At 51.1% G+C, this 15,032-nt stretch carries 15 protein-coding genes; 2 read left to right on the top strand and 13 right to left on the bottom strand.

From position 1 onward, the window contains the following. Positions 1–10: 10 nt before the first annotated feature. From ABJ225_RS13005 to ABJ225_RS12945, 13 genes are all read right to left on the bottom strand, one after another. Positions 11–1,072 (bottom strand): hemolysin family protein, encoded by a 1,062-nt coding sequence (locus ABJ225_RS13005; RefSeq protein WP_079514951.1) that lies wholly within the window; start codon positions 1,070–1,072, stop codon positions 11–13. Further along, entirely contained in the window at positions 1,073–2,443 is a 1,371-nt protein-coding gene (locus tag ABJ225_RS13000; RefSeq protein WP_079514950.1) for a hemolysin family protein, read from the bottom strand. 305 nt (positions 2,444–2,748) lie between these two features. Beyond that, positions 2,749–3,300 (bottom strand): SF0329 family protein, encoded by a 552-nt coding sequence (locus tag ABJ225_RS12995; protein WP_079514949.1) that lies wholly within the window; start codon positions 3,298–3,300, stop codon positions 2,749–2,751. A 67-nt stretch (positions 3,301–3,367) separates the two neighbouring features. Further along, a complete protein-coding gene (locus tag ABJ225_RS12990; RefSeq protein WP_079514948.1) occupies positions 3,368–3,610 on the bottom strand; it encodes a DUF2798 domain-containing protein in 243 nt (80 codons plus the stop codon). 89 nt (positions 3,611–3,699) lie between these two features. Beyond that, the gene (locus ABJ225_RS12985) at positions 3,700–4,551 is read right to left on the bottom strand and encodes a metallophosphoesterase family protein (protein WP_079514947.1); all 852 of its coding nucleotides are present in this window, start codon (positions 4,549–4,551) and stop codon (positions 3,700–3,702) included. Between the two features lie 160 nt (positions 4,552–4,711). Beyond that, on the bottom strand, positions 4,712–5,899 hold the full coding sequence (gene dltD, locus ABJ225_RS12980) for a D-alanyl-lipoteichoic acid biosynthesis protein DltD (protein ID WP_347320630.1): 1,188 nt from the start codon (positions 5,897–5,899) through the stop codon (positions 4,712–4,714). After that, on the bottom strand, positions 5,896–6,132 hold the full coding sequence (gene dltC / locus ABJ225_RS12975) for a D-alanine--poly(phosphoribitol) ligase subunit DltC (protein WP_056533522.1): 237 nt from the start codon (positions 6,130–6,132) through the stop codon (positions 5,896–5,898). The genes dltD and dltC overlap by 4 nt, the downstream gene beginning before the upstream one ends. Positions 6,133–6,146: 14 nt before the next feature. Then, positions 6,147–7,304, bottom strand: coding sequence for a D-alanyl-lipoteichoic acid biosynthesis protein DltB (dltB, locus tag ABJ225_RS12970; RefSeq protein ID WP_347320628.1), 1,158 nt, complete (start codon positions 7,302–7,304; stop codon positions 6,147–6,149). Further along, positions 7,301–8,806 carry a D-alanine--poly(phosphoribitol) ligase subunit DltA gene (gene dltA / locus ABJ225_RS12965; protein WP_347320626.1) on the bottom strand — a complete coding sequence of 502 codons (1,506 nt, stop codon included), beginning with the start codon at positions 8,804–8,806 and terminating at the stop codon, positions 7,301–7,303. Before dltA ends, dltB begins: the two co-directional genes overlap by 4 nt. A gap of 21 nt (positions 8,807–8,827) precedes the next feature. Beyond that, complete coding sequence (locus ABJ225_RS12960) at positions 8,828–8,974, bottom strand: teichoic acid D-Ala incorporation-associated protein DltX (protein WP_048013815.1); 147 nt, start codon at positions 8,972–8,974, stop codon at positions 8,828–8,830. Next, the gene (locus ABJ225_RS12955; protein ID WP_347320623.1) at positions 8,967–9,653 is read right to left on the bottom strand and encodes a response regulator transcription factor; all 687 of its coding nucleotides are present in this window, start codon (positions 9,651–9,653) and stop codon (positions 8,967–8,969) included. The genes ABJ225_RS12960 and ABJ225_RS12955 overlap by 8 nt, the downstream gene beginning before the upstream one ends. Before the next feature lie 73 nt (positions 9,654–9,726). Then, positions 9,727–11,484, bottom strand: coding sequence for a sensor histidine kinase (locus ABJ225_RS12950; protein WP_347320621.1), 1,758 nt, complete (start codon positions 11,482–11,484; stop codon positions 9,727–9,729). A 349-nt stretch (positions 11,485–11,833) separates the two neighbouring features. Continuing rightward, positions 11,834–12,805 (bottom strand): DNA/RNA non-specific endonuclease, encoded by a 972-nt coding sequence (locus ABJ225_RS12945; protein WP_347320619.1) that lies wholly within the window; start codon positions 12,803–12,805, stop codon positions 11,834–11,836. A 192-nt stretch (positions 12,806–12,997) separates the two neighbouring features. Between ABJ225_RS12945 and ABJ225_RS12940 the strand changes: the two genes are divergently transcribed. Next, positions 12,998–14,713 (top strand): M3 family metallopeptidase, encoded by a 1,716-nt coding sequence (locus ABJ225_RS12940; RefSeq protein ID WP_347320617.1) that lies wholly within the window; start codon positions 12,998–13,000, stop codon positions 14,711–14,713. Positions 14,714–14,870: 157 nt separating this feature from the next. Further along, positions 14,871–15,005, top strand: coding sequence for a hypothetical protein (locus ABJ225_RS12935; protein WP_347320614.1), 135 nt, complete (start codon positions 14,871–14,873; stop codon positions 15,003–15,005). Positions 15,006–15,032 lie beyond the last annotated feature (27 nt).

Below are 15,032 nucleotides of genomic sequence, written 5' to 3'. Positions count from 1 at the left end.
AACGATCCTATTACGTCCCCACAACCCCATCCAGCTCATCACGGATTTCTCCAACAATCTCTGTCAAGATATCCTCCATGGTCACAAGGCCGACCGGCTTGCCGGTGGCATCTGTGACGACGGCCATGTGGGTGCGGGATTGCTGCATCTTGAGGAATACTTCCTTGATCGATGCGGTCTGTTTGAAGCGAGGGATATCGTGAATGTAGTCCTTGATATCCCCTTTTCGTCCGGCGGCGATGGCGGTCATCATTTCCTTCGTGTTGATGAAGCCGATGAACTGGCCGGCGTCGCCTTTGGTGCGGTCGTGGACCGGGTAGCGCGTGTATTCGTAGCGGTCGATGACGGTGATCATGCTGTCGAGGGACTGATGCCTCTCGAGGGTGATCATGCGGCTTGCCGGGATCATGATGTCCTTCAGCTCGCGCTCGTCAAATGCGAAGATGTTCTTCAGGTAGTCGAGCTCCGTCCGGTTGATCGCGCCGCCTTCATAGCTCTGGGCGACGATGAGCTTGAGCTCTTCCTCGGAGTGGGCCGTGTCATGCCCCGACGGCCGGACGCCGAATGTCTTCAGGAGCAGCCGGGCCGATCCGTTCAATACGGTGATGAACGGACTCGTGACTTTGCCGAACCAGTAGAGCGGCGGTGCCAGGAGGAGCGTCATCTTCTCGGCGTACTGGATCGCGAGGGTCTTCGGTGCGAGCTCGCCGATCACGACGTGAAGCAGTGACACGACTGATAGCGCGATGGCGTACGAGAGCACGGTGATCATGGTGGCCGGAACGTTCAGTTCAATGAACACGGGCTCGAGGATCTTCTGGACCGTCGGCTCACCCAAAGCCCCGAGTACGAGGGCCGTGATCGTGATCCCGAGCTGGCACGCGGACAGGTAGTAATCCAGTCCTTCCACGACCTTCTTGGCGATTTTGGCTTTCTTGTTGCCTTCGGCTATAAGCTGGTCGATCCTCGACATCCTCACTTTCAGGATGGCGAATTCCGCCCCTACGAAGAATGCCGTCAATAAGATGAATACGACGATCAAAAATAGATTAAGTGTAATCATACCGTCCAATTAGCTCCCCCTTCCTGAGGGGTTCACCTCCAGTGAATTCATGAGGGGCTGGGAGTCATCTTCCCTTTCCCCTTTATCCGGTTGAAACAGGATTTGCTTGATTTGATAGTTATCGAGCTCGGTCACCGTCCAGGCGTGAGTGCCCTGGGTGATGCGCTGCCCTTCCTCCAGCCCGTCGAAGCTCTGGGACTGGATCCAGCCGGCAATCGTATCGATATCATCCCGGTCTTCGAATGTCAGGCCGAAGCGATCTTCGAGCTCATCGAGGAGCACGCGGCCGCTGATGAGGTAGTCTTCCTCCCCGCTCTTGCGGATATCGGCAACTTCGTCGGCATCGAATTCATCGCGGATCTCCCCAACGAGTTCTTCCAGGACGTCCTCCATCGTCAGGATCCCGGCGGTTCCGCCGTATTCATCCATGACCACGGTCATGTGGACGCGGTCCTTCTGCATCCGCTTGAAGATCTCCTTGATCCGCGTGACTTCCACCACATGGGGCACGTCGCGGATGAAGTCTTCAAGGACGATCTCCCGCCCGGTCACGATATGGTTGAGCAGTTTTTTCGCATTCACGATTCCAAGGATCTTATCTTTATCGCCGTTTTCCACGACGGGATAGCGCGTGTAGTTGTGCTCATCCATGAGGGCGATGATGTCAGCCGGCTCCATGTTCTGGTCGATCGTGACAAGGTCGGTCCTCGGCACCATAATGTCCTTGGCTACCCGTTCATCGAAGGAGAACACGTTCTCCATATACTTCAACTCGGTCTGGTCGATCTCACCGCCCTGGAAACTTTGGGCCATGATGATCTTCAATTCTTCCTCTGAGTACACCTGCTCGTGATTCGCTGCCGGCACCCCGAACATCTTCAGGAACAATCGGGACGTGCCGTTCAGCACTTGGATGAACGGATACATCACCTTCCCGAACCAGTAGAGCGGCGAAGCGAGAAGCATGGTCGCCTTCTCCGAGAACTCGATGGCCAGTGTCTTCGGTGCCATCTCCCCGATCACCACGTGCAGATACGTGACGACAGCGAGGGAAATCCCGTATGAAATGACGGATGCGACTCCGTCCGATACGCTGAGCCAGTTGAATACCGGCCCCATCAGTTCTTTGACGAACGGCTTCGAGAATGCCCCGAGGCCGAGTGCCGTCACCGTGATCCCGAGCTGACACGCTGAGAGATAATAATCGAGGTCCTGCACGACCTTCTTCGCGATGACCGCCTTCTTATTCCCCTCGGCAATCAGCTGGTCGATCCTCGACGAACGGATCTTCACCACCGCGAACTCCGCTCCCACGAAGAACGCCGTCAATCCAAGCAATACAAGTAACAACACGATATTCGATAGGATATATATGTCCAATTCATCCCCCTGATGAGGGATTCACCTCCACAAAATGATGTCTGTCAGCGCATCATCATGTCCGGTCCATGGAGGGTGAAGCAGGACGTACTGCTTTTCCCCTGGAGCCGATCATGATGAACACTTTTTCCGATTAATCCATGAGCAACAACGGCCCACAACGTATATTTCAGCTTTTCGACCCCAAGGGAACTCCCTCCAAACTGTCACGTGACGGTTATAGTTAGAATTATTATACGATGGTTTGCATGGAGGCACAAGGATAATCTTACGACCCTTTTTTCTCCATAAAAAAAGAACGTCCTTTAGTAAGGAAGTTCTGTCTCACCGGAATGTTTGATCTGGATGTTTTCCACTTCACAGCGTAACATATATAGCCGTTGAACCAGTGGGTGCTCTTCTTGGATGAAGTCCTTCCATCTGCAGAGCGTCCTTTTCCCCACCCGGCGGTCCAGTATAGTTAGTGCTTTAACTAATACATCCTCCGACTTCAAAAGCTCGCTGATCGGGGATTGGATATAGTCATCCACCACCGAGAAAAAGTCATATCGCGCGTAAATCCCTTCATCCAACAACTGCTCATGGGCAATTGCCTGGATTTCCAGGTTGGTCTTCACATCCCTTTCATCCTCGTTCCGCTTCCCTCGGATTTCTTCTTCCCGGTAGTACTCTTCTCGCATAGACGTAATCGAACACATGCTGAACACTTCCTCTTTATCCACCGTCATGACCGCACGCCCCATTTGATCGTGCGCCTTTCGGTATGAAATTACGTGGAAGTCGATCCTGGTTTGCAGCGGTTCACAGATCAGATTCATGAGGCGCTTCTTTGTTTTGCTCCAAATCAAGGAAGGCATAGGAGCCTCCTTTCCCAATGTAGATAATTTTAATAAACCGATCCCTAAAAGAAAACGGGACCGGCTATCAATCGATGGTATTCTCAAAAAAGTGGATCTTACTGATCAAGAACTGAATGAACTTCGGAAAGAAGTACGCTCCGAAGAACGCGCACGCAAATGCTTCAGACCACATTCTTAACCACGTCAGAATAAAATGACTGTCATATCCGAAATTGATGGACACCAGCATGAATGAAATAAAAATCGACATACATAGAGCCGTTACAAATGCCGTAATGACTCTTCTATACTTGGAATGAATTTTCATAGGCTACTTCCTTTTTACATTGTGATAACTGTCTGATGGTATCATAAATGAGAACAGTCGTCAAAGATGCAGGGGATGCCCAAGTGGGGTCATTCCCCACGGGTTCTCAACCTTTCAAAGAAGGCTGAGACGTCCTCATCATAGCCGTATTTTGTGATTAATGCTTGCAATCGTTCCCTGTCGTGGGTATACGTTTTGCCGGTCTCGAGCATTTCTTCGTATAGTTCCACGAAAGGCAGGTTCAGCTGCCGGGCGTTCTCCAGTTCCTGTCTTGCGTCATAGCTCACTTTTCTGAACCTTACATCGGCAACACCTGTGTCGTCGATTTCAAGAATGGCATATTGAGCGCGCCGATCATTCCCGAACGAATCCCACTTATAGAATGGCTGACCGATGCTTCCTGGGTTGATAATCAGCTGATCTTCGCTGCTATAGCGGAGGAGCTGGTGATGAGTGTGAGCATACACCGCAACATCAACCCCTTCTTTGACCAATTCATCAAAGTTCTTCTGATCATTCGTCGGCCACAGATCGCCTCCGTGACTTTTCGTGGGAAGGTGATGGCTGATGCTGATCGACAAGTGATTCACTTGCTTCGTCAGGTGCAGCGGCAGGTTCCTGATCCGTTCTATATACGCTGGTTTTAGGTTCTCACACTGATAGTGTGCAAGCTTTGAAACATAGAGATCGGTAGGATGGTGAAGGTCCACTTCCTTCTTCAGGACATCAAGGAAACTATCTTCCCAGTTCCCCCTCACATAGACAGAGGCACCTGCGCCCTCCAACATCTCAAACAGGTCATTCGTTCCCGGTCCCGGCATGATCAGGTCCCCGAGAAACCAATAATCCGTGACACCTTCTACAATCGAGTCTTCTATCACTGCTTTTAACGCTGTTGCATTTCCATGGACATCAGCCAGCAGGGCAATTTTATGCTTCATGTATGTCTCTCCTTGCGATGGAACGGTAATGGATTGCATATTCTACCAGTTTAGCATGTTTCGTTGCATGCAGGGACTGGAGAAAAAAGAAAAAGAAGTAAGTTCACCACGAATCCACCGAAAAAGGCAGCCAATCAACCGGCTGCCTTTCCCTCATTCCTTACTCTTCCCTAAACGCCTTCCCCGTCTTCACAAACGAATCAATATCCCGGTCGAGATACACCCATCCCTTCCACGCGATGTGGATTGTATCCTTCAGGAAATAGGGATCATATTCGTGATCGGAGTAGTCTGTATACTCGAAGCCATTAACTGCGATTTGCGAGGTGATCCGCTTGTAGTAGTCATCCCTTCCCTTCTTCGGGAAGCCTGTGTAATCGTAGTACTCGCCGTTTACGGGCAGGATGACGAAGAGCGGTTCGGCTTTCGATTGTTTCAATACGTCCATGAGCAGCTGGAAGTCATCATACTCCTTGGATACCCCGTAGGAGTGATCCTTGTTCTTCCCTTTTTTAGCCGCGATCTCTCGGGCTTGTTTTTTGTATACCTTGTCGTCGATGTTGAACCGGCTGTGTTGCGTGTGGCGTTCCCCCGTGCGGTCGGCCATCTTCATGAGGGCGTCCCACGATTGACCTTCGACCTTGTTCGAGGCATTGCGCTGGGCCGATGAAATCGTGAACAATGAATAGTACAGATCCTTTTTCTCCAGCACCTTTCCGTACAGGTTCGACAAGGCTGACAGCCCTTGGTATGTAGCGGTTTTATCATGAAGATACGCATCGTACAGTTCATATACGAGCGTATCGTTTTTCACCGTATTATAGGACATCATCCGCTTCATCAGCTTCGTTTTCGTGTCTTCACCGAGGATGGAATTGGACGGGAGATCCATGGCCTGCAGGGCTGAATAGTTCGGGGCGAAGTGATTTTCATCGGTCCCGTTCTTCACGAACCATTGAGGCGAGACGATGATCACCATCTGCTTCTGTTGGAGCTGATCGGCGTGACTCGCCAGGTTGATGGCGTGGATGATGGAGGTGGTGCCCCCTTTTCCGACGAGGAACGGCTTGAAGCCGGCATCAGTCACCTTGAAATAGTTCGAGGGGTGATACCGGTCCCATCGCGAGAATTCGGAAGATCCATAGATCGGTAGATACGTAGGGTCCTCAAGCATCTCATCCTGCAGGAAGGTCCCGGCAAACATGTTCGAGTTCAGGGAACTCGCTGCCTCATCGAGCCGGCCGTCGGGCATGAGCTTCACGAGCCACTTGTTCGGTACCGATAGCATGCCGATGAACAGCACGAATGCAAGGATCATCGGGCCGAAGACGTGTCGCTTTTTCTTCATTTCAGATTCTTCAGCTGCTTGATGATCGCATTTGGCGTGTTCCATACGTCACGGTCAAACTCCGTGATCGGGACGAGGATTCCGAGCCTGTCCTCGAATTCGACGAGCATTTCCACGGTGCCGAATGAATCGAGCAGACCCTCTTCAAACAGGTCCATATCCGGGGTTTCTTTCACCGCATCTTCCTGGCAAACCTCTGCAATAATGTCTAATACTTCTTGTTCAAAATTCATATTCGTGTTTCCTCCTAGTGGAATGGTTGTCCTGAGAATAGATAGAATCCGAAGCAGATCACATGGAAGGTGATCACAATGGATACGACGGTCGTGAACCGGTTCGCCGGCCACTTCTTGTGCTTCTTGTTCCATTTCTCGAAAAAGTTATAGCTGACCATGACGGCCGCATGATAGAGTCCGTAGACTATGTACTGGATCGCCAGGCCGTGCCACACCCCCATGAGGGTGAACAGCAGGATGTAGCCGAGATTCGACAGCAGCATCTTGTTCTTGATCCAGCGCTTCTTCTTCATGAGGAACATGAAGCGCATGAACACATAATCCCTGAACCAGAAGGACAGGGTCATATGCCACCGGTTCCAGAAGTCCTTGATATTCCGGCTCAGGAACGGCTTGTTGAAGTTCTCAGGGGTCCGTATGCCCATCATGTAGCTGATACCGACGGCAAACGCCGTATACCCGGCGAAATCGAAGAACAGGTACATGCTGTAGCCGTACATATAGAGCAGGTTATAGAGGATCTTGTTCGACGTCATATACGGCAGGTTCATGATGAAATAGGTATTGACCGCATATCCGATGATGAATTTATAAAGGAATCCGATGAAAATCTTATGTAATCCCGAGTACAGGAGGGATTGGTAGTCCGCAGCATCCCATACGGTCCCCTCATCTTTCTCGAATCTCCGGTACCGGTCGATCGGTCCCGAGGAGAGCGATGGGTAGAACAGCATGAAATAAGCGATCCGGTAGACCGGCGGCTGCTCCTTGATCAGGCCGTCCCGGATTTCGATGACCATCTGGACGGCTTTGAACGTCAGGTAGGAGATCCCGAGGAATGTGGCCCAGTTATCGAAGGCTAGAAACGGAAGCACCTTGGATAGAATCAGGGGCAGGAGGGATAGCGCCACCATGAGATAGAAGACGCCTCCTGCATTCCGCTTCGAGCGGTACGCCATATACCCTTTGATCAGCAGCACCTGAAACACGGTGAAGGCGATCAAGGTCGCAAATCCTCTCGCCTCCCCCGAGAAGATCAGGGCCAGGATGACCACCGAGATGATCAGGTTATAGACACGGAAGCTCTTGCCCTTTAAGCCGAGGATGACCGTCGGCAACAGCAGTATTCCGATGAGGATAAAGAATAGAAACGAGCCATATACCGTCATGCAAGAACCTCATCCTTAATGCGCTTGCGGTCGAGTTTCCCATTCGTTGTGATCGGCAGGCTCCCTTTGTAGATGAACTTACGCGGGACCATATAAGAAGGCAGCGTCTTCTGTAGCTCCTTCCGGATGAACGACGTGAGGTGATGCTCCTTCTCGAATGGATGGTCACCCGGGATGATCGTGGCCACAAGATAATCGATCTTTTCTCCATTCTGGTGAGGGAGGACGACCGTCGATTGGACGTACGGGCACTGATTGATCTGGAATTCGATTTCCTCAAGCTCCATGCGGTATCCGTGCAGCTTGATCTGGAAATCCAGACGCCCCTGGTAGAAGATGCAGCCTTCACGGGCATAACCGGCATCCCCTGTGCGGTAAGCCCACGTTCCTTTATACGAAAAGAACGACTTCTCCGTAAGATGGGGCGCACCGAGGTAGCCTTTACTCACGCTCGGACCGGCGATGATGACCTCACCTGCTTCCCCGTCCGCTGCAGGCTCTCCTTGTTCATTCAGGATGAGGATCCGGGTATCGGATTTACTGTACCCGACCGGCAGTGATCCGTGATCGGCCAGGATACGGTCCGTGATCTCGATCGAGGTGACGGCGACCGTTGCTTCCGTTGGCCCATATGTATTAAAGATGACGGCTTTCGGGAATCGTTTGCGGAGCTCCTTCGCCACCGAGACCGGCAGTGTTTCCCCGCAGAACTGGAACAGCTCGACGTTTGGCATCTTCGCTTCATTAAATCCTGGGTCCATGAGGCACATCTGCATGAACGATGGGGTCGATGTCCACACCTGGACGCCGGATGCTTCCAGGGTTTCAAACATTACTTTCGGCTTGTCGACGCAAGCTTTTGGGAGGGCAAATAGGGTTCCCCCGGTCACGAGCGCCGGATACAAGTCCATGACGGAGAGGTCGAAGGAGAACGGTGCCTGGTTGAGGAAGACTTTGTGCTCCCCGATCGGGAAATCCTCTTTCATCCAGTCCACGAAGCTCTCCAGGTTGCCGCCCGTGATCTGGACCCCTTTTGGATTCCCCGTGCTCCCTGACGTGTAGATGATGTAATACACTTCATCGTCTTTGACCCACGTCCCGGGCGTCACGCTCGTCGCTTCGTTCCAGTCGAACGCGTCCAATGCCAGTACCGGAACGGTGGCAAACGGGATGGGTTGCCCCGACACGTTGATTATCAGTCCGGCGCCCGAGTTCTCGATGATGGACCGGACCCGCTCATCCGGGATGGAGGTGTCGATGGGAATGTACGGGAAACCTGCCTTGACGCTTCCCAGGAAGGCGACGGGCATACCCGGCTCCATATGTCCGTAGACGACGATCGGGGTCTGACGCGGAAGGATGTAGGCGTCCAGCAGATAAGAGGCGAGTTGATCGGATCGTCCCCAAAGCTCCCCGTATGATAGTGCCTGCCCATTCGCTGTGAAGGCCTGCTGTTCCGGTGATTGTGTTGCATGCTCTTGAATGTTTAACAAAAAGTCCATAGTTCGATTCCCTTCTCCACGTTAAAAATCATTGTAAATATAGCTTCCGGTATTGGCACTGTGGAAGCTGTATAAAAAGAATAAAATCAGCAGGATCGCCAAGTAGAACGTCGTGTGCACGACCCATCTCACGGCGATCCGTTGATAGAAACGGCTTAATTTATCCATTGTTGTCTCCTTCAAATTTATACCCCGTCCGGATGACGGTGCGGATGTAATGGGATTCCGTCCCGAGCTTGCTTCTCAGCTTCCGGATGTGGGTGTCGACGACACGGCTGTCTCCGTCGAAGTCCATGCCCCACACCCGGTCGAGGATCGTATCCCTGGATAGCACAATATTCTTGTTCTCGATGAGCAAGAGCAGGAGATCATATTCTTTCGGCGTGAGTTCCACTTCGGCCCCGTCCACTTCCAGACGGCGTGCCAGCGTATTCAGGAGTGCAGAACCGAACCCGATCATATGACCGTTCGGCAGATAGCTTTCCTTCACCCGCTTCATGAGGGAATTCGCCCGTGCCACCAGCACCCGCGGACTGAAAGGCTTCGTCACATACTCATCGGCCCCGAGCTCGAATCCGTTGATCTTATCGCTGTCAGCCCCCTTTGCGGTCAGCAGGATGATGGGGACACCCGACTTGAGGCGTACACGGCGGCACACCTCGAATCCATTCACCTTCGGCATCATCACGTCCAGGATGAGGAGGTCCGGAGAGATGGAATCCAGCTTCTCCAGCGCCACATCGCCATCCTCTGCTTCATGGACCTCCCAGCCATCCTGGATGAAATAGTCCGAAATGATCTCCCTGATCCTCGCTTCATCTTCCACAAGCAAAACTGTTTTACCCATTATCTTCGTTCCTCCAGCCTGATTCTTCAATTAGTGTAAAAGGGTCGTATGTCTTTTGTGTGTCCTTTTGCCTTTAATTTGTAAATAGTATAGTAAATTGGACTCCATCCTCGAGGTTCTCGACCTTATACTCACAGTGATGCATATCGAGGATCTGCTGGGCGATCGACAGTCCGAGTCCCGTCCCGCCCGTTTGGCGGCTGCGCGACAGCTCCCCACGGTAGAACCGCTTCCAGATATGATCGAGCGTGTCTTCAGGGATGTTGTCGCCCCTGTTCCGGAGGATGAAAGTTGTGTCGTGGTCATCGCTCTCAATATCTATGGAGATGGTGCTTCCCTTCTCCGCATGGCGGATGGAATTCACCAGGAAGTTCAGCATCACCTTCTCCATCCAGCCATAATCGGCCACGATCGGCAGCTCCTTGGTGGAGCCGATGACGACGTCGAGATCTTTTTCCTTCAGGGAATAGACCAATTTATTCGAAGCCTTATCGATCAGGTCACTCAATAGGAAGGAAGTCTTCCGCAGCTTGATGGTTCTTGCCTCCAATTTGGCCAGGTCGAGCATGTCCGTCAGCAGCCCCTCCATCTTCTCCGCCTCTTCGACGATGACCTCGAAATAATGATCCTGCTTGTTCGCCCCGATGCCATCCTTCAGTCCCTCCGCAAAACTCTTGATGATGCTGAGCGGTGTCTTCAGCTCATGGGAGGCATTGGCGAAGAAGTCCTGTTGGATCTTCTCCATCTCATTCTTCTGCTCCATATCGGCAAGGAGCTGGACGTTCTTCTCCTCGAGCTCCTTCAACGCCTGATCGAGATTCCTCGCCATGAGCAGCATGCGGTTGGACAGATTCCCGATTTCATCTTTCTGACGGACGGGGGAATCGACTGTGAAATCCAGCTTAACCATCCGCTTCGCCATCTTGTCCAGCTTGATCAGGGGCTTGCTGACCAACCGCGAGAAGAAGAACGATAGAATGATAATGAGGAAGAGCCCGCCGATCCCCAGGTACAAGTAGAAGAGCTGGAGGGCATTGTTCGTATCCTGGACTTCCTGCAGGGACGTCACGGACACGAGGAGTTCGGTCTTACCGGCTTTCGTTTTCACCGGATCGATGATGACCATGTTATGCGTCCCGCTCCATGGCTCCGTCCAGTCGATCTTCTGCAGCTTCATGTCCTTGACCTTCTTTTCCTGCGCCGGCTTCAAAGGGAATAATTCATTCAACGCATCGAATAGCAGTCCCTGCTGGGTGTTCCATGCCTTCGACCGGGGCAGGACCCGTTCGACCACTTCCCCCGTCACCTTATCCGCATAGGAGGCATCCACGTCCTCCCCGATCGACGGGAAACCCTTTTGGGTAATCTGGAAGGGATACATCACCGTAGGGGCATCCTTTTGTTCCTGATCCAGCGCTCCCCACACCGTCAACGTACTTCCTTTTTCGATCGCCGCCGCCTTCAATTCCTGCCCATATGTATTCATGAAGAACGACAGCGAAACGACCACAAGCGACCCGTCTTTTTGTTTCAGCGTGATATGATACGGGTCATTCAACGTCAGATCCCCATCCGTGTCCACGATCGTCAGCTGACTCTTATTCTCCGACATGAACTTCACGGCTTCCCGTGACGCTCTATGCGCACTCCAATCCTCATTCACATAATGCTCCGAGAACCTCTCCAGCGCGGACTCCACGCCCTTGATCTTGTACTTCTGATAAAAATCCTGAAAAAAGAGCATATGCGCCAAAATGATCATGCCGTAAAAGCACATGAACACGACAACCGTCAGTAGAAATAGTTTCAATGTAATTCCTTTACGCTTCATAAAGCCTCCTGGGTCCTTGATGATGTTTTTGCAAGTATACGAGTCTGATATGTTCTTTGTGTGTAGACTGAATCGCCAGTCAATAGAAATGCAGTTAATCTTACTACAATTGGGAGCGAGAATCCAGATGGTGTCATATACTTCCAATATGCAAAAATATAAATGATTGATAATAAATATTCAGAACTTTCCCACTTTAAAGTTGTAAATCAATCACATCCATTGTATGATGAAGGAGACAAATTGTCATTGACCCCCTTTTTACCCCTTTGTTTGTGCAAAGGGGGTTTTTTGTGTTTCCACATTAAAAAAGGCCAACCGAATATACCGGTTAACCTGTCATTCTTCTTTATTCCCCGACCATACCATCACCATCGCGGTCATCCATATATTCATAGAGCCATGAATCACTTGTGATTGGCATCTTGAATCCGGCCGCTTTTGCCTCTGCGATTGTCACCCTGCCGTTGTGGTCCGTATCAATCTTACTGATATCGTGAGTAGTCTCCTGAGTTGCGGGAGCGTCCGGAGCCGCTTCAGGCTCGGCTTCTGCACGTGCATTTACGTCATCCGGGTTCACGTTATCGAAGTCATCCGTCACGGTCCGCCCCTTCATAATGTATGTATACGTGTAATGATCAGGAATTTGCGTTTCGGTATCAGGATAGCTGATCTTGGCGACGAAGTCCGTCACTCCTCCGGCATCGCGGATCACTTTTTCCATGTAGGCTTGATCTCCGTGACGATTGAGAGTGCTGTCCTGCGGGGTGATGTTATAGGCATTGGACACTCCGCCCAGTGAGTCGGCGATCACATGCCCCTGGTCGAGGTAGGAACGCTCCGTACCTGGAACATTGGCTTCATCGTAATAATACCTGCCCGACGACTTGACCGGCTCCGTTTTATCATCCTGAAGAATGATTTTCTTCGCCTCTACCCGAATCAGCTGACCGTACTCATTCGTGAACGCCCAGTATTCCCTGTCACCGAATCCGATATCCACACGGACGTTGGGCTCACGATCACCGGACCGGTCCCCGCCATCCACTTCGATCAGTTTATAGTCGCTGTAGTCAATGTCCCCATTGATGCTTGTAGCAGAAGCCGTGGTCGCAGGCTCGCTGGCACGTTTTTCTGGTTCATCCTTGGATTCCTTGGCTTCAGGCGCTTCACTTTTAGCGCTGTCTTTTTTGCTTTCATCTGCTTTCTGTTCGCTTACTGGTTTCGTATCCTCTTTTGCTGACGATTGATCTTGCTCCGGTGCACAGGCCACAAGTGTCATCATTACTAGTGAAATCAGTAAGCATGCTGCTTTCTTCATTTCCATTCCCCTTTTATACAATTCTCTCAAACGATACTAGAATACTACTTATTTACCGTTATCCGCCCTGCTGTTTGTGTCTAAACCATGACGATTTCCAAATTATAGTCCTTTTCCTCTTCCTCATCAATCAAACATTTTGGATGATTATGGTATGGTGAAAACAGACCGACCTTTGAAGGAGGACTATAAATGAGAACGCTTCATACACCGACGCGCTGGAATCTGAACACCCTTTTATCGGGTTTTGATATGGAACAGTGGGACCAACAGTTGAACACGATTGGGAAAACCCTGCGTTCGTTCGATACAACGAAAATGCCCAAGGAACAGGATTTACATCGCCTTTCTGACATCATCCAATATCTTGATTCAGCCGAATCCTTCTATTACTGCCTGACGGTGGAAGAAATCGCCCCCACTACATTATCGTCATTCCACTCCACGATCACATTCTTAACGACAGAAGCCCGTACCATCCGCTCCAACTGGCAGGAGCTGCTTGACACCATGAGCCACTCTCAACGGGAGGGCTGGTCCTACACCATTCCCCAGCGTCGTCTCATAGCTGAACTCACTGGCGGAGCCAGTTCGAATGGTTCCCTCACAGCACTAAAGTCCCTTGAAGATCGGTATCTCGAACAGGTCAGGAACCTGACCGTACATGCCGATCTCGGAGAAGGCGAAACGATTTTGCCTTTTTCTGAAGCCAATAAAATCGCCATGACCCATGCCGATCCCGCCATCAGGGAGCGCGCATTTCAGGGTCTGAATTGTGCGCTACAAGAAAAGGCACCTGAAGCAGCGTCCATTTATAACGAAATAGTCGGGTTGAGGCTACAGGATCACAAGCAGGACCATGTCGACTACCTTGATGACTCCCTCGTCGCGAATGGGATCTCCGGTGCGACTCTTCACGCTATGTGGGACGCAGTCGATGCAAATCTGGATGGGTTCTCCGCATACCTCACCATCAAAGCGAAAGAGCACCGTAAAGAAAAACTGTCTTGGCTGGAGCTTATGACGTCACCTGAAGATGCTTCACCTAAGGTCCCTTTCCCACAGGCAATCGAAGGGATATTGACCTCCCTCAAAACTATCGATCCCAGGATGTCGGACTTTGTAAAAGAAGCCCTCTCAAACGGCTGGGTGGATGCGGAAGCCCGCCCCGGAAAACCATCCGGCGGCTTCTGTGCACCGTTCCTCGCTCAAGGAGAGTCAAGGATTTCCCTCAGCTTTGACAACAGCCTGGATAGTGCAAGACGACTGGCGCATGAGCTCGGTCACGCCTGGCATTTCAAACAGATGAGCAGCAGTCCCACTCTCCGTTCCCTGGATGAGACACTCGAAATGACCACGGCCGAGAGCGCTTCGATTCTATTTGAAACGGCCCTGATCGATGAGGTCATCCAAGGGACACATGACCCGGCCATCAAAAAATCCATCCTTGGCTGGAAAGTGGAGCGAAGCATCAACTATTTGATGTCTATCCGGGCTGCCTATCTATTTGAAACGGCCTTTTATGAAAAGCGAAAATCAGGACCGCTCCCAGCAGAGGAGATGGAAGCACTCCTCCTCGTCTCGCAGCAAAAAGCGTATGGAAACAGATTAAAGGAATACGAACCGTACCTGTGGTTGAAATACCCGCACTTCTTTCGGGCGGACATTTCCTTCTATAACTACCCCTACTCCTTCGGCTTCCTCTTCAGCATCGGCCTACTCGAGCTTGCCCACGAGCACGACGGATTTGCCCAGAGCTTCCAGTCGTTCCTGAGTGAAACCGGTATGTTACCACTGGAAGAACTGACGAAGAAGCACTTCAACATCGACCTGTCCCATCCTGCCTTCTGGGAGCAAACGATGAGACGGGTCGTGGAAGATGTAAACGAATACAAACAGTGCACGTGATGGGCTGGATGGAAGAACAAAAAGTCGATTTCCTGATGACAGGGAACCGACTTTTTCTGAAATTCGATCTTCTACAGCTCTTAAAACCCATTGAACCAATTACCAATATCTGTTATCGTATCCCCTGAATCGAATAATCATAAAGGAGAGGATCGGCATGGGTGTTTTTGATATTATCTTATTATCTACAGTAAGCGCAGTAGCATTCATGGTTTCAGAAGTATCAACTATCAAAAAAGAAAATCAGCAGCTTAGGGGAGAGCTTGATGAACTGAAGAAAAGGATCTCGTAATCTGTTTCCATGAGTCTCATTCTATCC

It is taken from the genome of Rossellomorea sp. RS05 (assembly GCF_039822645.1).
Lineage (GTDB): Bacteria > Bacillota > Bacilli > Bacillales > Bacillaceae_B > Rossellomorea > Rossellomorea marisflavi_B.
This window is presented reverse-complemented; position numbering and strand designations above follow the sequence as displayed.